The sequence below is a fragment of the Amnibacterium sp. genome, from assembly GCF_025463795.1.
In the GTDB taxonomy this organism is placed as follows: domain Bacteria; phylum Actinomycetota; class Actinomycetes; order Actinomycetales; family Microbacteriaceae; genus Amnibacterium.
Genome location: NZ_JAODBE010000052.1, coordinates 1 through 20,312 on the forward strand (window position 1 = coordinate 1; position 20,312 = coordinate 20,312).

A 20,312-nucleotide genomic window follows, 5' to 3' on the forward strand; every position below is an offset into this window, starting at 1 on the left:
GGCGGATCGGCGGCGTCCACCGCCGCCGGCGTCGTCCCGTTCACCCGCGGAGCACCCAGCACCGCCAAGAAGGCCGGGACCATCCCGACCGGCTACACCGAGGGATCCGGCACCATCGTGACCGGCAAGACCGCGGACACGGCGACCGAAGCCGCCCTCGCCGCCTACCCCGGCGGCGTCGTCGACCGCGTCGTCAAACTCGCCACCGGCCAGTACGAGGTCCACTACATCGGCGTCAACTGGCCCCACCACATCTTCGTCACCACCACCTTCACCGTCCTCGGCGCCGACTAACGCCCGCCGAACCCGGCTCGCCGCGTCCCGGCTGCGGGCCGGGGGCGCCGCGGCCGAGGTCGCTGCCCGCGGTCGTCGGGGGTCAGGTGACCGGCCCGGTCCACTTCTCGCCCGGCCCGAGGCCGATCGCGTCGGGGATGGGGGACGCCTCCCGGAACGCCAGCTGCAGCGTCCGGAGCCCGTCGCGGAGCGGCCGCGCGTGCGAATCGCTGAGGTCCGGCGCCGCCGCGGTGAGCAGGCCCGCGAGCGCGGTGATCAGCTTGCGCGCCTCGTCGAGGTCCTGCTGCGAGGCGGGGTCGTCGGCCAGCCCGCACTTCACGGCCGCCGCACTCATCAGGTGCACCGCCGCCGTGCTGATGATCTCGACGGCGGGCACCTCCGCGATGTCCCTGACCGCGTCGGACACCTCGTCCGCGGAGTCGGTCGCCTCCGCCTCGCCCGGCAGGTCGAGGTCGTCGTCGTAGCCCCCGGGGGCGTCGATCGGACCCGGGACGTCGGCGCTCTGCGGCATGCGCCCATTCTCGCCGCCCCCCGGCCGGCCGGGCGGCTCTGCTACGATGCTGCGGTTCCGGGCATCGCCCGGCGAGCAAGTGGAGCGATCCCACCTGCGCACCCGCATCACCAGGGTGCACGGGTCAGTGCGCACTCCCTCTCCGGCCCCCGGGGAGCGCCAGGGTGCGGTTGCGGTACGGCCTCGCCGTGTCGCCGTCACGGAATCCTTCTGCCCGCCCGCCGGTTGATGTGAAGGAACCCATGGGCACCTCCCGTGCCCGTGTCCGACGTCTGTGAGGAGCAGCGCATCAGCGATCCCCGTACCAACGACAAGATCCGTGTCCCGGAGGTCCGACTCGTCGGTCCCGCCGGCGAGCAGGTCGGCGTCGTCCCCATCGAGATGGCCCTTCGGCTCGCGCAGGAGGCCGATCTCGACCTCGTCGAGGTGGCGCCCAACTCGCGTCCGCCGGTGGTCAAGATCATGGACTACGGGAAGTTCAAGTACGAGACGGCGCAGAAGGCCAAGGAGGCGCGGCGCAACCAGGCGAACACGGTCCTGAAGGAGGTCCGGTTCCGTCTGAAGATCGACAGCCACGACTACGAGACCAAGCGCAAGCGTGCCGAGGGCTTCCTGAAGGCCGGCGACAAGGTGAAGGCCATGATCCTCTTCCGTGGTCGTGAGCAGTCGCGGCCCGACCAGGGTGTGCGCCTCCTCGCGCGGTTCGCGGAGGACATCCGCGAGTTCGGCACCGTCGAGTCCAACCCCACGATCGACGGTCGCAACATGGTCATGGTGATCGGACCCCTGAAGAGCAAGGTCGATGCGAAGGCGGAGCAGAACGCCCGCCGCGCCGCAGCGAAGAACCCCGCATCCGCCGATGCGGAGACCGCCCCAGCAGCCCCGGCTGCCGCGAAGGAGCAGTAATGCCGAAGCAGAAGACCCATTCCGGCGCCAAGAAGCGTTTCAAGATCACCGGCAGCGGCAAGGTGATGAAGCAGCAGGCAGGCATGCGCCACAACCTCGAGGGCAAGTCGAGCGTGCGCACCCGGCGCCTCAACCAGGAGGCCACCCTGTCCAACGCGGACGCCAAGAACATCAAGAAGCTGCTCGGCAAGTAGTCCGGCGCAAGAACCAGGAGAACAGACATGGCCAGGGTCAAGCGCGCCGTCAATGCGCACAAGAAGCGTCGGGTCATCCTCGAGCGCGCCGAGGGGTACCGCGGTCAGCGGTCCCGCCTCTACCGCAAGGCGAAGGAGCAGGTCACCCACTCCCTCGTCTACGCCTACCGCGACCGCCGTCAGCGCAAGGGCGACTTCCGCCGCTTGTGGATCCAGCGGATCAACGCCGCGGCCCGCGCGAACGGCATGACGTACAACCGGTTCATCCAGGGTCTCGGCCTCGCCGGGGTCGAGGTCGACCGTCGCATCCTGGCGGAGCTCGCCGTCACGGAGCCCGCCACCTTCGCGGGCCTCGTCGCCACCGCGAAGGCCGCGCTGCCCGCCGACACCTCGGCGCCCGCGACCACCGCGTGATCGACACCCCGCGCAGCGCCGTCGTCCGGCACGTCGCGGGTCTGAAGCAGAAGCGAGCCCGGTCCGAGACCGGGCTCGCGCTGTTGGAGGGGCCGCAGGTGGTGCGCGAGGTCCTCGCGCACCACCCCGAGCTGGTCCAGGAGCTCTACCTCACTCCCGAGGCCGAGGGCCGGCACGCCGCGCTCGTCGCGGCCGCGCGCGACGCCGGAATCGAGGTCGAGATCGCGAGCGACGCCGTGATCGCCGCCATGGCCGACACGAGGACCCCGCAGGGCGTCGTCGCGGTCGCGCGCCAGGCCCCGGTGCGGCTCCGCGACGCCGTACCCGATGGCGCCCGGCTGGTCGTCGTGCTCGACGGCGTGCAGGATCCGGGCAACGCCGGCACGATCATCCGCGCCGCGGATGCGGCGGGGGCGGATGCGGTGATCCTCACCGGGTCGTCCGTCGATCCGTACAACCCGAAGGTGGTCAGGTCGACGACCGGCTCCCTCTTCCACCTGCCGGTCGCCACCGGGGCGGGCGTGGCGGCCGCCCTCGACGTGGCGCGGGGCGCAGGGCTCATGGTGCTCGCCGCCGACATGGCGGGGGAGCCGCTGCCGTCCCTCGGCCCGGCGCTCGCGGGACCGACCGCCTGGCTCTTCGGCAACGAGGCGCAGGGGCTGTCGGCGGAGGCCCGCGGCCTCGCCGACCGCATCGTGGCGGTGCCGCTGTACGGGCCGGCGGAGTCGCTCAATCTCGCGACCGCAGCGGCCGTCTGCCTCTACGCCTCGGCGTTCGCCCAGCGCGCCTGACCGCAGCGCGCACGTGCCACGTTCTGCCCGCCTGCGCGCGGTTCAGAGGTCGGGACGTGGCCCGTTCCCGGTGTCAGGCCCGGGCCAGCGCCAGCAGCGCGACGCCCCCGATCGCGAGCACCATCCCGGCGATCTGGAACGGTCGTGCCCGCTCGTGGAGCACGAGGATGCCGAGCACCACCGTCCCGACCGGGTAGAGGGCCGACAGGGCGCCGACGATCGCGAGCGCCGGCAGGTGCAGCGCGAAGACGAGCAGCACGCCGGCCACCGCCTGCGAGAGTCCGGCCGCGATGACCAGTCCCCGACGCTCGGCCGGCGCGCGGAGAACGGCGCGCCGGAACCCGCTCGGCCGGCCCCGCGGGCCCGGCCGGTCGAGCGGAGCGCCAGGGGCCGCCCGGCGGAGACGCTGCACCGCGAGGACGCCGAGCAGCAGGAGCGTGCTGACGACGAGGTCCGCCTCGAGCGGGACCGCGCCCGAGTCCGCCGGTGACAGCCCGATGACGACGAGGTAGGTGCCGTAGGGGATCCCGGCGGCCAGGATCAGCAGCACCGTCGTGCGGTCCGGCCGCAGGTGCGCCTGCCGCTCGACGGAGAGCAGCGCGCCCGCGCACACGACCGCGACGAGCGCCACCGCCGTGAGCAGCCCGATCGGCTCGCCGCGCAGCAGCCCCACGAGCGCCGGCAGCACCGCGGCGATCAGCGCGACCGCCGGGGCGACCACGCCGACCGGCCCGCGCGCGAGCGCTGCGTAGAAGAGCCAGGTGCCGATGCCCCCGCAGACGCCGCCGAGGGCGCCCGTTCCCAGGGCGGCCGCAGACCAGGCCGGGGAGCCGACGGCCAGCACCGGTGCGTCGAGCACGGCCGCGATCGCGAACGCGCCGATCGTCACGTGGAGCGCGGGCTGCGTGCGCGACGCCACGCCGCCGAAGAAGTCGCTCACCCCGTACACCAGGGCGGAGGCGGTCCCGAGCAGCACGACGAGCACCGCTCCAGTCAACTGGACGGCAGCGATGCCGCGGCGATGGTGGCGCCGGGCGGTTCCGGCCCGTGCGGACGCGCGTGCCCGCCCGGATGGGCCGAAGGGGCGGCGGCCGCGACCCGATCGGACGCGCTCGGCGCGCTCCCTAGACTTGCTGACCGTGTCGAACGCCACCGCCCTCGACGAGGCCACCGTGGAATCCGCGGTCGCCGACGCCCTCGCCGCGATCGACGCCGCGGCGACCGGCGCCGAGCTGAAGGCCGCCAGGATCGCCCACACGGGCGAGTCGTCGCCGCTCGCGCGCCTGAACGCTCGCATCCGCGAGCTCGCACCGGCGGACAAGCCGGCCGCGGGCAAGCTCATGGGGGCCGCCCGGGGCCGCGTCACCGCGGCGCTCGCCGCCCGCGAGACCGAGCTCGAGCGCACCGAGCAGGCCGCGCGACTCGAGGCCGAGCGCGTCGACGTCACGGCGGCCGCCGTCCGCCGGCTGCCCGGCGCCCGTCATCCGCTCACCCTCGTGCGCGAGCAGGTCGAGGACGTCTTCGTCGCGATGGGCTGGGAGATCGTCGAAGGGCCCGAGCTCGAGCACGAGTGGTTCAACTTCGACGCCCTGAACATCGACCCCGACCACCCGGCGCGCAGCCCCCAGGACACCCTGTTCGTGGAGCCCGAGGGCGCCCACCTCGTGCTCCGCACGCAGACGTCGCCGGTGCAGGTGCGGTCCCTGCTCGAGCGCGGCGCCCCGCTCTACGTGCTCGGTCCCGGCCGCGTCTACCGCACCGACGAGATCGACGCCACCCACCTGCCCGTCTTCAACCAGTTCGAGGGGCTCGCCGTCGACCGCGGCCTCACCATGGCGAACCTGCGCGGAACCCTCGAGCACCTGGCCCGCCTGCTGTTCGGCGACGCCGCCCGCATCCGCCTGCGCCCCAACTTCTTCCCGTTCACGGAGCCGTCGGCCGAGATGGACGTCTGGCACCCGACCGCGAAGGGCGGCGCCAGGTGGATCGAGTGGGGCGGCTGCGGGATGGTGCACCCCAACGTGCTCCGCGCCGCGGGCGTCGACCCGGACGAGTTCCAGGGCTTCGCGTTCGGCCTCGGCATCGAGCGGACCCTCCAGTTCGCGGAGGGGCTCACCGACATGCGCGACATGATCGAGGGCGACGTGCGCTTCGCGCGCCAGTGGGGGCTGACCGGCCGATGATCACCACCCCCGGAGAGGCGCAGTCGTGAGGATCCCGCTGTCCTGGCTCGCGGAATGGGCCGACCTGCCCGAGCGCAGCACCCCGGAGGACCTGCACGCCGCGCTCGTGCGGGTGGGCTTCGAGGAGGAGACGGTCCACGGCGGCGACCTCTCCGGCCCGGTCGTCGTGGGCGAGGTGCTCGAGTTCGCGGAGGAGCCGCAGAAGAACGGCAAGACCATCCGCTGGTGCTCCGTGCGCGTCGCGCCCGACGGGCAGCACGCCGCGGACGGCGGCGAGGCGGTCAGGGGGATCGTCTGCGGCGCCCGCAACTTCCTCGTCGGCGACAAGGTCGTCGTCACGCTGCCGGGCACGATCCTGCCCGGGCCGTTCCCCATCGCCGCCCGCAAGACGTACGGGCACGTGTCCGACGGGATGATCGCCTCCGCCCGCGAGCTCGGTCTCTCCGACGAGCACGAGGGCATCCTCCGCCTGACCGAGCTCGGGCTCGATCCCGAGGTCGGCACCGATGCCATCCGCCTGCTCGGCCTCGACGACGCCGCCGTCGAGATCAACGTCACGCCCGATCGCGGCTACGCCCTCTCGATCCGCGGCATCGCCCGCGAGTACGGGGCCTCGACCGGTGCCGCCTTCCGCGACCCGGCCGCCGCCGTGCAGCCGCCCGACGACAGGGACACGGGTGCGGTCCCGGTGGTGGTCGACGACGCGACGCCGATCCGCGGACGGGCCGGCTGCGCGGTGTTCGTCACCCGCGTCGTGCGCGGCATCGATCCGGCCGCGCCCGCGCCGAGCTGGCTCGCGTCCCGGCTGCGCCTCGCCGGCATCCGCTCGATCTCCCTGCCCGTCGACGTCACGAACTACGTGATGCTCGAGCTCGGCCAGCCGCTGCACGGCTACGACCTGGATCGGCTCGACGGCGGCCTGACCGTGCGCAGGGCCGAGCCGGGGGAGCGGCTCACCACGCTCGACGGGCAGGAGCGGACCCTCCACGCCGAGGACCTCGTCATCGCGGACCTCGGCGGCGCCGTCGGCCTCGCCGGCGTGATGGGCGGCGACCGCACCGAGTTGTCCGGGGTCACCACCGACGTCGTGATCGAGGCCGCGAACTTCGACCCGGTCTCGATCGGCCGCACCGCCCGCAGGCACAAGCTGCCGAGCGAGGCGAGCCGCCGCTTCGAGCGCGGCGTGGATCCGGCGGTCGCCCGCGCCGCCGCCGAGCGCGCCGTGCGCCTGCTCGTCGAGCTCGCGGGCGGCACCGCCGACGACGGCCAGACCTGGTACGACGCCTCGGTCCCGCCGGTGCCTGTGCTCCTGCCGGAGGGCGCGGTGCTCGCGCGCACCGGCGCGGCCGTCACGGAGGCGGAGACCCGGTCCGCGCTCACCGTGCTCGGCTGCGCCCTCGCGGAGCGCCAGGAGGGGCTCGTCGTCACGCCGCCGACCTGGCGACCCGATCTCGCCGCGACCGAGGACCTGGTGGAGGAGGTCGTCCGCGTCGTCGGCTACGACCGGATCCCGTCCGAGCTGCCGGTCGCGCCGCCCGGCCGCGGGCTGACCCGCGCCCAGCGCCTGCGGCGTTCCGTGGGGACCGTGCTCGCCGCGGACGGCGCCGTGGAGATCCACTCGTATCCCCTCGTGACGCCCGCGGCCCAGGACGCGTTCGCGCCCGGACCGTCCATGCGGATCGCGAACCCGCTCGACGCCGGCGCGCCGCTGCTCCGCCGCAGCCTGCTGCCCGGCCTGCTCGACGCGCTCCGCCGCAACCGCGGGCGGGGTCTGCCGGATCTGGCGCTCGCCGAGATCGGCGCGGTGTTCCTGCCCGAACCCGGTGGGCGCTACGGCACCGCCGAGCTTCCGCCGATCGGCGTCCGGCCGGCTGCGGACCTCCTCGCCCGCCTCCGGGACGACCTCCCCGCGCAGCCCCTGCACGTCGGGGTCGTGCTCGCCGGGGAGCGGATCGGCAAGCAGCCGGGTCAGGTCGCCGTACCGACCGACTGGCGGGACGCGATCGAGGCGGCCGCGGCGATCGGCGCCGCGGTCGGCGCGGCCGTCGAGGTGCGTCAGGCGACACCCGCCGGGTTCCACCCCGGCCGTGCGGCCGAGGTCCTCGTCGGCGGGACCGTCGTCGGTGTCGCCGGCGAGCTGCACCCGCGGCTGACGGAGGACGTCCCCGGCCGGGTCGCTGCCGTCGAGATCGACCTCGAGGCGCTCATCGCGGCGACGCCGGCCCCGCCGGCCGTCCGGCCGATCTCGCCGATGCCCGCGGCGACGCAGGACCTCTCCCTGGTCGTCGCCACGCCCGTGCCGGCCGCGGAGGTGCTCGCCGCCGTGCGTGAGGGCGCGGGCGCACTGCTCGAGGAGGTCGCGCTCATCGACGACTACCGCGGAGCGGGGCTTCCCGACGGCACGAAGTCGCTCACCTTCGCGCTGCGCTTCCGCGCGGACGACCGCACGCTGACGGCGGCCGAGGCGACGGCCGCGAAGGAGTCGGGCGCCGCCCTCGCGGCCGCCCGCACCGGCGCGGCCATCCGGGAGTAGCGGCGGGGGCCCGGACGGGTCCGGCATCCGGGTCTCGCTAGGGTTGACCAATGGTTCTCCGGGTCGCGGTGGCGGGCGCCAGCGGCTACGCCGGCGGTGAGGTGATCCGCCTGCTCGCGCAGCACCCCGACCTCGAGGTCGTCACGGTGACGGGCCACGGCAGCGTCGGCAAGCGCCTCGTCGACGTGCAGCCGCACCTCGCCTCCGCGGGCGACCTGGTGCTCCAGGACACCGCGCCCGAGGTGCTCGCCGGTCACGACGTCGTGTTCCTCGCCCTGCCGCACGGTGCGTCCGGGGCCCTCGCTGCAGCGCTCGGCGACGACGTGCTCGTGGTCGACGCGGGTGCCGATCACCGGCTCGAGGACGCCGCGGACTGGGCCGCGTTCTACCCCGGCGACTGGCACGGCGCGTGGCCCTACGGCGTGCCGGAGCTGCCGACCGCGGCCGGCAAACAACGCGACGCCCTCCGCGGCGTCCGCCGGATCGCCGCCCCCGGCTGCAACGCATCCACCGTCGCCCTCGCGCTCGCCCCGGCGATCGCCGCCGGGCTCGTCGAGCAGCACGACCTGGTCGCGGTGCTCGCGGTCGGGCCGTCGGGCGCCGGCCGCGCGATGCGCACCGACCTGCTCGCCGCCGAGCTGCTCGGATCCGCATCCGCGTACGCCGTCGGCGGCACCCATCGGCACGTGCCCGAGGTGCTCCAGTCGCTCGCGAAGGCCACGGGGGTGCGCGGCTCCCTGTCGTTCACGCCGGTGCTCGTGCCGATGGCCCGCGGCATCCTCGCGACCTGCACCGCGCGGCTCGTGCCCGGCACGACCGCGGAGGCGGTGCGCGCGGCGTACGAGGCGGCGTACGCCGGCGAGCGCTTCGTCCGTCTGCTCCCCGCGGGCTCCTTCCCGGCCGTGCAGCACGTGCTCGGTGCCAACACCATCGCGATCGGCCTCGCGGTCGACGCCGCCGCCGGTCGCCTGGTCGCCGTCGCCGCGATCGACAACCTGGTCAAAGGCACCGCCGGCGCCGCGATCCAGTCCGCGAACCTCGCCCTCGGCCTCGACGAGGCCGCGGGGCTCCCGATCGATGGAGTCGCCCCGTGAGCGTCACAGCAGCAGCCGGCTTCGAGGCCGCGGGCGTCGTCGCCGGCCTCCGCACGGGCGACGGCCCCGATCTCGCCCTCGTGCTCAACCGCGGACCCTCGGCGGCGGCCGCCGCCGTCTTCACGAGCAACCGCTGCACCGCGAACCCGATCATGTGGAGCAAGCAGGTCATCCGGGACGGCGTCGTCTCGGCGATCGTGCTGAACTCGGGCGGCGCGAACTGCTACACCGGCGTGCTCGGCTTCCAGACGGTGCACGCCACCGCGGAGGCCGCCGGGGAGGCGCTCGGGCTCTCGGCCGGCGACGTGCTCATCTGCTCCACGGGCCTCATCGGCGAGCAGCTCGACAGCACCAAGGTCGTCCACGGCGTCGCTGCGGCGGCGCGCTCCCTCGCGAGCGACGGGGGCGACGCAGCGGCCCGCGCCATCATGACGACCGACACCCGGCCCAAGCAGGCCGCCTCCACCGGCGACGGCTACACGATCGGCGGGATGGCCAAGGGCGCCGGCATGCTGGCCCCCGGCCTCGCCACGATGCTCGTCGTGCTCACGACCGACGCGGACCTCGAATCCGCCGACCTCGACGCGGCCCTCCGCACGGCGACCCGCGTGACGTTCGACCGCCTCGACTCCGACGGCTGCATGTCGACGAACGACCAGGTGACCCTGCTCGCCTCCGGCGCCTCCGGCACGGCCCCCGACCTGGCCTCCTTCACCGCGCGGCTCACCGACGTCTGCCGCGACCTCGCGCTGCAGCTCCAGTCCGACGCGGAGGGCGCCAGCCACGACATCGCGATCGAGACCGTCCACGCGGCCAGCGAGGACGACGCCGTGGAGGTGTCGCGAGCCGTGGCGCGCAGCAACCTCTTCAAGGCGGCCGTCTTCGGCAACGACCCCAACTGGGGCCGGGTGCTCGCCGCGGTCGGCACGACCGGCGCGGACTTCGACCCGTTCGGGATCGACGTCACGATGAACGGCGTCCGCGTCTGCGCGCAGGGCCAGCCGGACCAGCCGCGGGACCTCGTCGACCTGACCACGCGCGCCGTGTCGGTCGTCATCGACCTCCACGCGGGCGACGAGTCGGCGACGGTGTGGACGAACGACCTCACCCACGAGTACGTCCACGAGAACAGCGCGTATGCCTCCTGAGCAGCGACGCGTCGATCAGGCGGCGGAGGCGGAGGCGGCCGCGAAGGCCGCCGTGCTGCTCGAGTCGTTGCCCTGGATCACCGAGTACGCGGGCCGGATCGTCGTGGTGAAGTTCGGCGGGAACGCCATGGTCGACGAGCGCCTCCTCGCGTCCTTCGCGGAGGACGTCGTCTATCTCCGCACGGTGGGCGTGCGCCCCGTCGTCGTGCACGGCGGCGGCCCGCAGATCTCCGCCATGCTCGACCGCCTCGGGATCGAGAGCGAGTTCCGCGGCGGCTACCGGGTCACGACCCCGGAGGTGATGGACGTCGTCCGGATGGTCCTCACCGGGCAGGTGAGCCGCGACCTCGTCGGCGCCATCAACCGGCACGGCCCGCTCGCCGCCGGTGTCTCCGGCGAGGACGCCGGGCTCTTCGGCGCCCGCCGCCGCACCGCGGTCGTCGACGGCCGCGAGGTGGACCTCGGCCAGGTGGGCGACGTGGTGCAGGTCGACCCCGCCGGTGTCCTCGCGCAGATCGAGGTCGGCGGGATCCCCGTCGTCTCGACGATCGCCCCGGACCTCGACAGCCCCGGCGCCTCCCTCAACGTGAACGCCGACAGCGCGGCCGCGTCGCTCGCGGTCGCGCTCGGCGCCGCGAAGCTCGTCGTGCTCACCGACGTGCCCGGCCTCTACGCCGACTGGCCGCGCCGGGACGTCATCCTCGGTTCCCTCACCACCACCGAACTGACGGCGATGCTGCCGTCACTCGAATCCGGAATGATCCCGAAGATGACCGCCTGTCTCGAGGCGGTCGAGGCCGGGGTCCCCAAGGCCGCGATCATCGACGGCCGGGTGCCCCACTCGGTCCTGCTCGAGATCTTCACGGGTGCCGGCATCGGCACGGAGGTGGTACCGGGATGACGGACACGACGACCCGCTCGTGGCGCGAGCGCCAGGCCGAAGACCTCATGGCGAGCTACGCGCCTGCGCTGCGCATGCTCGTCCGCGGCGAGGGCTGCTGGGTGGAGGACGACGAGGGCAACCGCTACCTCGACTTCCTCGGCGGCATCGCCGTCAACTCCCTGGGCCACGCCCATCCCGTGATCGTCGAGGCGGCGTCCAGCCAGGCCGCGCGGCTCGTGCACGTCTCCAACTACTTCACGACGCCGTCGCAGCTCGAGCTCGCCGAACGCCTGAAGCGGATCACGGGGGCGGGCGACGAGGGACGGGTCTACTTCGGCAACTCCGGTGCGGAGGCGAACGAGGCCGCCTTCAAGCTCGCGCGCCGCAACTCCGACGGCGCCCGGAACCGCATCCTCGCGCTGAAGAACGCGTTCCACGGCCGCACCATGGGGGCCCTCGCGCTCACCGGCAAGCCGGCGCTCCAGGCCCCTTTCGAGCCGATGATCGCGGGCGTCGAGCACCTCGACTCCACGGTCGACGCGCTCGAGGCGGCAATGCGCGACGACGTCGCCGCACTGTTCCTCGAACCGATCAAGGGCGAGACCGGCGTCGTGCCGCTGCCCGACGGCTACCTCGAGGCCGCCCGCCGGCTCACGGAGCGGCACGGCGCCCTGCTGATCATCGACGAGATCCAGACGGGCATCGGCCGCACGGGCCGCTGGTTCGACCACCAGCACACCGGCATCGTCCCCGACGCCGTCACCATGGCGAAGGGCATCGCCGGCGGCGTGCCGCTCGGAGCGATGGTCACGTTCGGTCGCGCGAGCCTGCTGCTGCAGCGCGGCGACCATGGCAGCACCTTCGGCGGCAACCCCTTCGCCACGACGGTCGCGAACGCGGTGCTGGCCGAGATCGAGCGCGCCGACCTGATCGGCAACGCTGCGCGGCGTGGCCCGCAGATCCGCGACGCCGTGCTCGCCACCGGATCCTCCCTGGTCACCGAGGTGCGCGGCCGCGGGCTGCTGATCGGCATCGGCGTCGTCGAGGGCGCCGCCCCCGCGATCGCCGCGGCGGCCCTCGACCGGGGCCTGATCGTGAACGCCATCAACCCGACCTCGATCCGCATCGCGCCGCCGCTCATCGTCGGCGACGCCGAGATCGCCGAGTTCGCCGACCGGTTCGGCGCCGCGCTCGCGGCCTGCTGAGACGACTGGAGCCGCCGTGACCCGCCACCTCCTCCGCGACGACGACCTGAGCCCGGCCGAGCAGGCCGAGGTGCTCGACCTGGCCGAGCGGATGAAGCAGGACCGCTGGGGCGCGAAGCCCCTCGCGGGCCCGCAGACCGTCGCCGTGATCTTCGACAAGTCCTCGACCCGCACCCGGGTCAGCTTCGCGGTCGGCATCGCCGACCTCGGCGGCAGCCCCCTGATCATCTCGACCGCGAACAGCCAGCTCGGCGGGAAGGAGACCCCGAGCGACACGGCGCGCGTGCTCGAACGGATGGTCTCCGCCATCGTCTGGCGCACCTACGCGCAGGCAGGGCTGGACGAGATGGCGGCCGGCACGACGGTGCCCGTCATCAACGCGCTCTCCGACGACTTCCACCCGTGCCAGCTGCTCGCCGACCTGCTCACGATCCGCGAGCACAAGGGCCGGCTCGCCGGTCTCACCGTCGCGTTCGTCGGTGACGGCGCCGACAACATGGTGCACTCGTACCTCCTCGCCTGCACGACCGCCGGGATGCACGTGCGGATCGGTTTCCCCGAGCAGTACCCGCCGCATCCGGTGGTCGTCGCCGACGCCGAGCGCATCGCGGCCGGAACGGGTGGCTCGGTCACCCTCACGCACGATCCGACGGACGCCGTTCGCGGCGCGGACGTCGTCGTCACCGACACGTGGGTCTCGATGGGCCGTGAGGACGAGAAGGAGTCCCGCGTCGCCGCCCTCGCCACCTACAAGGTGTCGGAGGCCCTCATGGCCGAGGCGGCGCCCGACGCGGTCTTCCTGCACTGCCTGCCCGCCGACCGGGGCTACGAGGTGGCGCCCGAGGTCATCGACGGTCCGCAGTCGGTGATCTGGGACGAGGCGGAGAACCGCCTGCACGCGCAGAAGGCGCTGCTGGCCTGGCTCCTCGAGAAGTCGGCGCCGGAGGACACGCCCTAGGCTGGACGCCTCGGAAGCGCTCGGAGGGAGTCGCGTGGCGGATCGGGTCGTGCTCGCCTACTCGGGAGGTCTCGACACCTCCGTCGGCATCGGATGGCTGAAGGACGCCACCGGGAAGGACGTGGTCGCCCTCGCGGTCGACGTCGGCCAGGGCGGCGAGGACCTCGACGACATCCGGCAGCGCGCCCTCGACTGCGGCGCCGTCGACTCCATCGTCGTCGACGCGAAGGACGAGTTCGCGGACGAGTTCCTCATGCCGGCGCTGAAGACGAACGCGCTGTACCAGAAGCGCTACCCGCTGGTCTCGGCGCTGTCGCGTCCCCTGATCGCCCGCCACCTCGCCCGCACCGCGCTCGAGCTCGGCGCCGACTCGGTCGCCCACGGCTGCACGGGCAAGGGCAACGACCAGGTGCGCTTCGAGGCGGCGGTCGCGGCTCTCGCGCCGGAGCTGACGAGCATCGCGCCCGTCCGTGACCTCGCGCTCACCCGCGACAAGGCGATCGTCTACGCGGAGGAGCACGGGCTGCCGATCCAGCAGTCGAAGAAGAGCCCGTACTCCATCGACCAGAACGTGTGGGGTCGCGCGGTGGAGACCGGGTTCCTCGAGGACCCGTGGAACGGCCCGATCGAGGACCTGTACGCGTACACCGACGACCCGACCGTCGCCCGCGACGCCGACGAGGTCGTGATCACCTTCACCGCCGGCGTCCCGACCGCGATCGACGGCGAGGCCGTTACGCCGCTCCAGGCCGTGCAGCGGATGAACGCGCTCGCCGGCCGCCACGGTGTCGGCCGGCTGGACATCGTCGAGGACCGGCTCGTCGGCATCAAGAGCCGCGAGGTGTACGAGGCGCCCGGCGCCATCGCCCTGATCGCGGCGCACGAGGAGCTCGAGAACCTCACCATCGAGCGCGACCTCGGCCGCTACAAGCGCGACGTGGAGAACACGTGGGCGCAGCTCGTCTACGACGGCCTCTGGTTCTCGGAGCTGAAGCGGGCGCTCGACGCGTTCGTCGACGAGAGCCAGCAGCACGTGACCGGTGACATCCGGCTGCGGCTCTGGGGCGGCAGCGCCGTCGTGACGGGCCGTCGGAGCGCCGAGAGTCTCTACGACTTCTCCCTCGCGACCTACGACACCGGCGACACGTTCGACCAGTCGCTCTCGAAGGGCTTCATCGAGCTGTGGAGCCTGCCGAGCAAGATCTCCGCCCGCCGCGACCTCGGCCGCTGAGATGCCGGGCTCGGACGGCACCGTCGCCGGGGCGCTCTGGGGCGGCCGGTTCAGTGCGGGCCCGTCGGACGAGCTCGCCGCGCTGAGCCGGTCGACGGCGTTCGACTGGGTCCTCGCCCCGTACGACATCGCGGGGTCGAAGGCGCACGCCGAGGCGCTCGCCGCGGCCGGGTACCTCACCGAGGCCGACCACGAGGCGCTGCAGGCGGGGCTCGACCGCCTGGCCGAACGGATCGCGGACGGCTCGCTGACCCCGTCGCCCACCGACGAGGACGTGCACGGCGCCCTCGAGGAGGCCCTCATCCGCGAGGTCGGGCCGGAGCTCGGCGGCCGGCTGCGGGCGGGACGCAGCCGCAACGACCAGATCGCGACGCTCGTCCGGATGTATCTGAAGGACCACGCCCGTGCCATCGGCCTGCAGCTCGTCGACCTCGTCGACGCGCTCGCGAGTCAGGCGGACGCGACCTTCGGTGCGATCCTGCCCGGGCGCACCCATCTGCAGCACGCCCAGCCCGTGCTGCTCGCCCACCACCTGCTCGCCCACGCGTGGCCGCTCGTCCGCGACCTCGACCGGCTCGCGGACTGGCGACGCCGTGCCGACGCGTCGCCGTACGGCGGTGGTGCGCTCGCGGGGTCGAGCCTGGGCCTCGACGACGAGCTCGTCGCGCGGCGCCTCGGCTTCGACCGGGTGGTCGAGAACTCGATGGACGGCACGAGCGCGAGGGACGTCGTCGCGGAGTTCGCGTTCGTCGCCGCGATGATCGGCGTCGACCTCTCCCGGCTCGCCGAGGACGTCATCCTCTGGTCGACGCGGGACGTCGGCTTCGTCCGCCTCCACGACGCCTGGTCGACGGGGTCGTCGATCATGCCGCAGAAGAAGAACCCGGACATCGCCGAGCTCACCCGCGGCAAGGCGGGCCGGCTGATCGGTGACCTCACGGGCCTTCTCGCCACCTTGAAGGGGCTGCCGCTCGCCTTCCACCGCGACCTCCAGGAGGACAAGGAGCCGGTCTTCGACCAGGTCGGAACGCTCGAGACCCTGCTGCCGGCGGTCACCGGGCTGGTGGCGACCCTGCGGTTCGACACCGCCGCGATGGCGGCGTCCGCGCCGCAGGGCTACTCGCTGGCCACCGACGTGGCCGAGTGGCTCGTGAAGGCCGGCCGGCCGTTCCGGGAGGCGCACGAGGTGACCGGCGCGCTCGTCAGGGCCGCCGAGGAGCGCGGCGTCGGCCTGGACGAGCTGAGCGACGACGAGCTGGCGACCGTCTCGCCGCACCTCGTGCCGGAGGTGCGCACGGTCCTCACCGCGGAGGGATCCGTGGCGTCGCGCACCGGGACGAGCGGCACGGCGCCGGAGCAGGTCCGCCGCCAGCTCGCGCTCCTCACCGAGCACGTGCGCAGCGGGCGGAGGGCCCTCGATGGCTGAGCGTCCCCGCTTCCTGCCGCCGCCGCGCGTCAGACCCGGCGCGAGGCCGTCGGCCCACCCGTGGGTGATCCCCCTGATCGTCGGCGTCGCGATCGTCGTCGTGCTCGCCGGCGTCGTGTGGGCCTCCGTGCTCGGGCACTTCTTCTGACCGCGCGGGCGGTCTTCGAGGCGCCGGCGCTCGAGGTGGCGCCGCGGCTGCTCGGCGCCCTGCTCACGCACCGGACAGCGGACGGGACGGTGACCGTCCGGCTCACGGAGGTCGAGGCCTACTCGGGCCAGGGCGAGGACCCGGGCTCGCACGCCCACCGGGGGAGGACTCCGCGGAACGCCGTGATGTTCGGTCCGGCCGGCCACCTGTACACCTACTTCACCTACGGGATGCACACCTGCGCGAACATCGTCTGCCTGCCCGAGGGGCTCGCGGCCGGGATCCTGCTGCGCGGCGGCGAGGTGGTCGCAGGGGAGGAGCTGGCGGAGGCGCGCCGGTTCGGCGCCGCCCGCCGCGACCTCGCCCGGGGGCCGGCCAGGCTCGCGACCGCGCTCGGCATCTCTCTCGCGGACGGCGGCGCCGACCTGCTCGATCCGGAGGGCGCCTTCTCGATCGGGCTGCCCACGGCGGGCACCGGTCCGATCGGGACGGGCCCACGCACGGGTGTGTCGGGGGAGGGCGGGGACGCCGAGCGCTATCCGTGGCGGTTCTTCCTCGTCGGCGATCCGACGGTGTCGCCGTACCGGCAGGCGGTGCCGCGCGTCAGGCGCGCACCGCACCGGCGGTGAGGCCCGAGACGATCCGCCGCTGGAACAGGAGGACCAGCACGATCAGCGGCACGGTGACGATCGCCCCTGCCGCCATCGTCACCGTGTAGCCGGTGATGTCCGAAGCGAAGTTCCCGATCACCACCGTCACCGTGATCGTGCGGTCGCCGGTCAGCACGGTCGCGAGCACGTACTCGTTCCAGGTCGCGAGGAAGGACAGGATCGCGGCGGTGAACACCGACGGTGCCGCGAGCGGCAGGATCACGTGCAGAAAGGCCTGCCGTCTCGTGCATCCGTCCACCCGGGCCGCGTCCTCCAGCTCCCACGGCAGGCCCTGGAAGAACGACTGCAGCGTGAACACCGTGAGCGGCAGCGTCAGCGCGAGGTACGGCAGCGCGATCGCCTGGTACGAGTACGACCAGCCGAGCGCGGCCCACACGCCGTAGAGCGGGGTCGCCAGGGACGCGCCGGGCAGCATCGACGCGGCGAGCAGCGCGCCGAGCAGCAGGTCGCGGCCCCGGAAGGTCCACCTCGCCAGCCCGTACGCCGCCGTGGCGCCGATCACGAGGGACACGAGCGTGACGCCGCCGCTGATCATCGCGCTGTTCGCGACGCCGCGGAGCAGCAGGTCGGTCGGATCGAAGGCGGCGGCGAAGTTGGCGAGCGTCGGCCGCGTCGGCAGCGGCGTGAGCTCGAACGTGGTGCGGGGATCGCGGAACGCGGACACCACCAGCCAGTACACCGGCAGCAGGCACCAGAGCACGATGGCCGCCGCCTGGGCGCCCGTGCGGAGCGACGCGATCCGGCGGAGCCGGCGTCGTGCAGGCCGCACGGCCGACGGCGCAGCGGCCCTGGCGGCGAGCCCGGTCGACGGCCCCGCCGTCGCCGTCATCGCGCGAGGAGCGAGATCCCGGCCGCCGCGGCCGCCCAGGTCCAGCTCGCGAGGGTGCCGACGATGAACCGCTCGCGCACGCCGCCGGTCTCGAGCTCCGTGAACCGGCCGACGCCCTTGATCGCGATGATCACCGCGAGGGCGTCGGGGAATCCGGCGACGATCGCGCCCGCCACGGCGAGCCGCTCCAGGAGTCCGATCACCTCCCCGCCGCGCAGGAGCTCGCGGCCGTCGGAGGCGAGGATGCCGCCGTGGGCGCCCTCGACCTCGCCGAAGGTGACGCGGTCGAGGAGCGCGCGCGTCACGGGGCTCCCGCCGGCGACCGCGATCACCAGGGAGCCCACCGTGAGCACGGTCGCGAACGGGGCCGGAGCGGCGACCGAGGGCAGCGCGGCGACGAGCAGGGCGGCGACGGTGAGAACGACGGCCGTCGCGGTGATCACCGGCCGGCGCAGGCGGTGCGCGAGCACCGCCGCTGTCGCCGCCGCGGCGACGAGGAGCGTGAGCAGGCCCCAGCCGACGACCGCCAGCACCAGCAGGGGGTGGGCCGTGTTCACTTCCTCAGCCTACGGGCGACCACCGTCGACCGCCTCGAGCGCGCGGACGAGCGCCGGGACCGCTCGCGCCTCGAGCCGGATCCCGGCCGCCCTCGCCCGGAGGCTGACCGCCTGGGCGGTGATGCCGAGCTCCTGGGCGACCGCCGCCTGCGTGGTGCCGGGACCCAGCCGGTCGACGACCGCCCAGCCCTCCGGGGAGCGTCTCGACCGCACCTCGAGCAGCAGGTCGGTGAGGGCCTCGACGTCGGGCCCGTCGAGGGGCGCCGCGGAGGAGGCCGCCGTGAGGGCGAATCGGTGCGGGGTCCGCTTCGCCCGCTCGACCGCGTCGCGGGCCGCGACGAACGCGTCGCCGGTCGCCTCCCGGGTGGTGCCGGGCAGGGGCTCGTCGACGTCCCCGATCCCGAGGCCGACGCTCCACTCGTCCCGGCGGGTGAGCTCGAGCACGAGGCCGAGGACTCCGGCGGCGTCGTGCGCCACCAGCTGGAACTCGTCCCCCGCCGTCCGGTCGGGCCCGAGCAGGAGCGTGTCCCGCCAGCGGACCGACAGGTCGGGCAGCAGCGGACCGACGCGGTCGCCGAACCCCCGGCTGTCGACCTGGTCGACGGTCAGCACGAACATGAAACCAAGGCTAGCGGCTTGATATCGACAGATCAAGTCCGCAGAATTGATCCGCCGCTCGAGGCCCGCTGCTACCGTGGCACGGTGCCGACGCAAGCCCTCGCGCGCCAGCGCAACGATGCCACGTTCCCGACGATCTGGGACGAGCTCACCTGGCGTGGCCTGGTCCACGTCTCCACCGATCGCGACGCGCTCGCGGAGGCGCTCGCCGCCGGCCCGGTCACCGCCTACTGCGGGTTCGATCCGACCGCGCCGAGCCTCCATCTGGGGCACCTGACCCAACTGCTCGTGCTCCGTCGGCTGCAGCTCGCCGGACACCACCCGATCGGCCTCGTCGGCGGATCGACCGGCCTCATCGGCGATCCGCGGCCCAGCGCCGAGCGGACCCTCAACAGCCCGGAGACCGTGGCCGTCTGGGTGGAGCGGCTCCGGGATCAGGTCGGGCGCTTCCTCGACTTCGAGGGGGCGGCCCCCGCGCGCATGGTGAACAACCTCGACTGGACCGCGGGGCTCTCAGCGATCGACTTCCTCAGGGACATCGGCAAGCACTACCGAGTCGGCACCATGCTGAAGAAGGACGCCGTGGCCGCGCGGCTCAACTCCGAGGCCGGGATCAGCTACACCGAGTTCAGCTACCAGATCCTGCAGGGCTACGACTTCCTCCAGCTCTACCGCCAGCACGGCTGCACCCTGCAGACCGGCGGCAGCGACCAGTGGGGCAACCTGACGAGCGGCATCGACCTGATCCACCGCGTGGAGGGCGCCGCCGTCCACGCGATCGGAACGCCGCTCATCACGAACAGCGACGGCCGCAAGTTCAGCAAGAGCGAGGGCACCGCGGTCTGGCTCGACCCGGAGTCGACGACGCCGTACGCGTTCTTCCAGTTCTGGCTGAACACCGCCGACGCGGACGTGGTCGAGCGGCTCAAGGTCTTCACCTTCCTGTCCAGGGACGAGATCGGCGCGCTCGAGCAGTCGGTGCGGGACCGGCCGGGCGCCAGGGAGGCGCAGCGCCGGCTCGCGTGGGAGGTCACCGCGCTCGTGCACGGCGACGAGGCCGCCGATGCCGCGAGGGACGCCTCGGCGGCGCTCTTCGGGTCCGGCGATCTCGCGGCGCTGCCGCCCGCGATGCTCGAGGCGGCGCTGGCGGAGCTGCCGTCGGCGCCGGGGGAGCCCGGCACTCCCGTCGCCGCGCTCCTCGTGGCCACCGGCCTCACCACGTCGGCGGGGGAGTCGCGGCGCGCGATCGCCCAGGGGGGCGTGTACGTCGACAACGAGCGCATCGTCGATGCGGAGGCGGTGCTCGGCCCCATGCTGCACGGGCGATTCGCGGTACTCCGGCGCGGCAAGCGCACCCTCGCCGCCGTCGTCCGCACGCACTGATCCCCTCGGGACGGTGCCCGTCGCCGCCCCGCCGAGCGACACGCCCGAGGTCCTCGACCGGCTTGCACCGGGCCCGATCCCGACGTAACTTCTTCCCTCGTCACCCCAAAGGTGCGGATGAGCGAAGCTCTCCGGCCTCAAGCGGGACGGCCCCTCTCCGGCACAGCAGCAGTCGCTGCAGGTGCTAGACTCTCGGAGCCTAGAAAGGCGCCTCGGGCTGCTGGTCGTGAGACTGGTGGGCGATGTGCGGCCGATCCTTGAGAACTCAACAGCGTGCACAATTGTCAATGCCAATAAACCTCGTCGGCCGTTTTTCGGTCGTTGAGATTCCTTTG

22 protein-coding genes are annotated in these 20,312 nt (G+C 73.6%); 17 read left to right on the plus strand and 5 right to left on the minus strand.

The genetic code is table 11. The features are described 5' to 3' along the window. A partial coding sequence (locus JWQ92_RS04445) for a hypothetical protein (RefSeq protein ID WP_297343252.1) occupies window positions 1-294 on the plus strand: 294 nt, incomplete at its 5' end. Window positions 295-376: 82 nt separating this feature from the next. Here the strand turns inward: JWQ92_RS04445 and JWQ92_RS04450 are convergent. Further along, complete coding sequence (locus tag JWQ92_RS04450) at window positions 377-805, minus strand: DUF1844 domain-containing protein (protein ID WP_297343253.1); 429 nt, start codon at window positions 803-805, stop codon at window positions 377-379. A 261-nt stretch (window positions 806-1,066) separates the two neighbouring features. On the opposite strand from JWQ92_RS04450, the gene infC reads away from it, so the two are divergent. Genes infC through JWQ92_RS04470 form a run of 4 tightly spaced genes read left to right on the plus strand, consistent with a single transcriptional unit; the run spans window position 1,067 to window position 3,110 of the window. Further along, window positions 1,067-1,711, plus strand: a complete 645-nt coding sequence (infC, locus tag JWQ92_RS04455; RefSeq protein WP_297343254.1) for a translation initiation factor IF-3 — start codon at window positions 1,067-1,069, stop codon at window positions 1,709-1,711. Next, window positions 1,711-1,905: a 50S ribosomal protein L35 gene (gene rpmI / locus JWQ92_RS04460; RefSeq protein WP_297343255.1), complete on the plus strand. Its 195-nt coding sequence runs from the start codon at window positions 1,711-1,713 to the stop codon at window positions 1,903-1,905. The genes infC and rpmI overlap by 1 nt, the downstream gene beginning before the upstream one ends. A 27-nt stretch (window positions 1,906-1,932) precedes the next feature. After that, window positions 1,933-2,319, plus strand: coding sequence for a 50S ribosomal protein L20 (gene rplT / locus JWQ92_RS04465; protein ID WP_297343256.1), 387 nt, complete (start codon window positions 1,933-1,935; stop codon window positions 2,317-2,319). Then, window positions 2,316-3,110, plus strand: a complete 795-nt coding sequence (locus JWQ92_RS04470) for an RNA methyltransferase (RefSeq protein ID WP_297343257.1) — start codon at window positions 2,316-2,318, stop codon at window positions 3,108-3,110. The genes rplT and JWQ92_RS04470 overlap by 4 nt, the downstream gene beginning before the upstream one ends. Before the next feature lie 73 nt (window positions 3,111-3,183). Here the strand turns inward: JWQ92_RS04470 and JWQ92_RS04475 are convergent, their stop codons facing one another. Then, entirely contained in the window at window positions 3,184-4,095 is a 912-nt protein-coding gene (locus tag JWQ92_RS04475) for a DMT family transporter (RefSeq protein ID WP_297343258.1), read from the minus strand. A 148-nt stretch (window positions 4,096-4,243) separates the two neighbouring features. On the opposite strand from JWQ92_RS04475, the gene pheS reads away from it, so the two are divergent. From pheS to JWQ92_RS04530, 11 genes are read left to right on the plus strand one after another with little or no spacing between them, the layout of a single operon-like run. After that, the gene (gene pheS, locus JWQ92_RS04480; protein ID WP_297343273.1) at window positions 4,244-5,293 is read left to right on the plus strand and encodes a phenylalanine--tRNA ligase subunit alpha; all 1,050 of its coding nucleotides are present in this window, start codon (window positions 4,244-4,246) and stop codon (window positions 5,291-5,293) included. A 25-nt stretch (window positions 5,294-5,318) separates the two neighbouring features. Beyond that, window positions 5,319-7,826, plus strand: coding sequence for a phenylalanine--tRNA ligase subunit beta (pheT, locus tag JWQ92_RS04485; protein WP_297343259.1), 2,508 nt, complete (start codon window positions 5,319-5,321; stop codon window positions 7,824-7,826). Between the two features lie 50 nt (window positions 7,827-7,876). Further along, entirely contained in the window at window positions 7,877-8,920 is a 1,044-nt protein-coding gene (gene argC / locus JWQ92_RS04490; RefSeq protein WP_297343260.1) for an N-acetyl-gamma-glutamyl-phosphate reductase, read from the plus strand. Then, the gene (argJ, locus tag JWQ92_RS04495; protein ID WP_297343261.1) at window positions 8,917-10,068 is read left to right on the plus strand and encodes a bifunctional glutamate N-acetyltransferase/amino-acid acetyltransferase ArgJ; all 1,152 of its coding nucleotides are present in this window, start codon (window positions 8,917-8,919) and stop codon (window positions 10,066-10,068) included. The genes argC and argJ overlap by 4 nt, the downstream gene beginning before the upstream one ends. Beyond that, window positions 10,058-10,969 (plus strand): acetylglutamate kinase, encoded by a 912-nt coding sequence (gene argB / locus JWQ92_RS04500; RefSeq protein ID WP_297343262.1) that lies wholly within the window; start codon window positions 10,058-10,060, stop codon window positions 10,967-10,969. Before argJ ends, argB begins: the two co-directional genes overlap by 11 nt. Further along, window positions 10,966-12,156, plus strand: a complete 1,191-nt coding sequence (locus JWQ92_RS04505; RefSeq protein ID WP_297343263.1) for an acetylornithine transaminase — start codon at window positions 10,966-10,968, stop codon at window positions 12,154-12,156. The genes argB and JWQ92_RS04505 overlap by 4 nt, the downstream gene beginning before the upstream one ends. 16 nt (window positions 12,157-12,172) lie before the next feature. Further along, on the plus strand, window positions 12,173-13,114 hold the full coding sequence (gene argF, locus JWQ92_RS04510) for an ornithine carbamoyltransferase (protein WP_297343264.1): 942 nt from the start codon (window positions 12,173-12,175) through the stop codon (window positions 13,112-13,114). A 34-nt stretch (window positions 13,115-13,148) separates the two neighbouring features. Continuing rightward, window positions 13,149-14,345 carry an argininosuccinate synthase gene (locus tag JWQ92_RS04515; RefSeq protein WP_297343265.1) on the plus strand — a complete coding sequence of 399 codons (1,197 nt, stop codon included), beginning with the start codon at window positions 13,149-13,151 and terminating at the stop codon, window positions 14,343-14,345. Window position 14,346: 1 nt separating this feature from the next. Beyond that, window positions 14,347-15,771: an argininosuccinate lyase gene (gene argH / locus JWQ92_RS04520; protein WP_297343266.1), complete on the plus strand. Its 1,425-nt coding sequence runs from the start codon at window positions 14,347-14,349 to the stop codon at window positions 15,769-15,771. Then, on the plus strand, window positions 15,764-15,919 hold the full coding sequence (locus JWQ92_RS04525; protein WP_297343267.1) for a hypothetical protein: 156 nt from the start codon (window positions 15,764-15,766) through the stop codon (window positions 15,917-15,919). The genes argH and JWQ92_RS04525 overlap by 8 nt, the downstream gene beginning before the upstream one ends. Next, window positions 15,889-16,548 (plus strand): DNA-3-methyladenine glycosylase, encoded by a 660-nt coding sequence (locus JWQ92_RS04530; protein ID WP_297343268.1) that lies wholly within the window; start codon window positions 15,889-15,891, stop codon window positions 16,546-16,548. The genes JWQ92_RS04525 and JWQ92_RS04530 overlap by 31 nt, the downstream gene beginning before the upstream one ends. Here JWQ92_RS04530 and JWQ92_RS04535 read toward each other — a convergent pair. The 3 genes from JWQ92_RS04535 to JWQ92_RS04545 are packed head-to-tail and all read right to left on the minus strand — an operon-like array spanning window position 16,523 to window position 18,594. Beyond that, window positions 16,523-17,419, minus strand: coding sequence for a carbohydrate ABC transporter permease (locus JWQ92_RS04535; RefSeq protein ID WP_297343269.1), 897 nt, complete (start codon window positions 17,417-17,419; stop codon window positions 16,523-16,525). The two genes, JWQ92_RS04530 and JWQ92_RS04535, sit on opposite strands and share 26 nt — an antisense overlap. Then, the gene (locus JWQ92_RS04540) at window positions 17,416-17,976 is read right to left on the minus strand and encodes a hypothetical protein (RefSeq protein ID WP_297343270.1); all 561 of its coding nucleotides are present in this window, start codon (window positions 17,974-17,976) and stop codon (window positions 17,416-17,418) included. Before JWQ92_RS04540 ends, JWQ92_RS04535 begins: the two co-directional genes overlap by 4 nt. Window positions 17,977-17,985: 9 nt before the next feature. Then, window positions 17,986-18,594: a DNA-binding protein gene (locus JWQ92_RS04545; protein WP_297343271.1), complete on the minus strand. Its 609-nt coding sequence runs from the start codon at window positions 18,592-18,594 to the stop codon at window positions 17,986-17,988. An 84-nt stretch (window positions 18,595-18,678) separates the two neighbouring features. Between JWQ92_RS04545 and tyrS the strand changes: the two genes are divergently transcribed. Then, complete coding sequence (gene tyrS / locus JWQ92_RS04550) at window positions 18,679-19,977, plus strand: tyrosine--tRNA ligase (RefSeq protein WP_297343272.1); 1,299 nt, start codon at window positions 18,679-18,681, stop codon at window positions 19,975-19,977. Window positions 19,978-20,312: the final 335 nt, after the last annotated feature.